This is a genomic window from Lichenifustis flavocetrariae, from assembly GCF_026130545.1.
Classification (GTDB): domain Bacteria; phylum Pseudomonadota; class Alphaproteobacteria; order Rhizobiales; family Beijerinckiaceae; genus Lichenihabitans; species Lichenihabitans flavocetrariae.
This window is the reverse complement of the sequence record NZ_JAMOIM010000181.1, coordinates 1-504: the sequence shown is the minus strand read 5'-3', so window position 1 is coordinate 504 and position 504 is coordinate 1. Positions and strand designations below refer to the sequence as shown.

The following is a 504-nucleotide window of genomic DNA, read 5'->3' as shown; positions in this document are numbered from 1 at the left end:
AATGACCCGTCACGGCAGGCGGCAGGGCCGCCGTCACGGTCTCGCCGTCCGGCGTCATCCATCGTTCCCGGCGGTAGCGTACGGTGTGGACCCGCAGCACGAGATCCTGCACCACGAAGTTCGCATAGCCCTTGAAGCCTTGAAGCGCGATCCCGACGGCACGGCGGCCTTCACCACACGATCCTCGTGAATCATCCGGCGCTGCGTCTTGGGACCGCCGCCGCGACGCGCGGGCTTGGACGCATCGGTGAGGGGACGGCTCGCCTTCTCCATACCGCTCGGTGGCACGTTCGGCTTGATATCCGGCCGACCCTTCAGCCCTTTCAAGCGGGCAATCTCATCCCGCTGCTCGGCGACGACGCGACCCAGAGCCGAAACCTGACCGAGCAGATCCACCACCAGAGCTTTCAGCTCGGCCGTGGACAGCGCCGCGATGCTGGGCGGGTTCGACATGCCACCAGGGAATCAGATCACCCGCAGGCCGCATAGCGGAAAACGAGACCT

At 66.1% G+C, this 504-nt stretch carries 1 protein-coding gene; it reads left to right on the top strand.

The genetic code is table 11. The features are described from left to right. Positions 1-186: 186 nt before the first annotated feature. On the top strand, positions 187-489 hold the full coding sequence (locus tag M8523_RS36545) for a hypothetical protein (protein WP_282589684.1): 303 nt from the start codon (positions 187-189) through the stop codon (positions 487-489). The last annotated feature ends 15 nt before the right edge of the window (positions 490-504 follow it).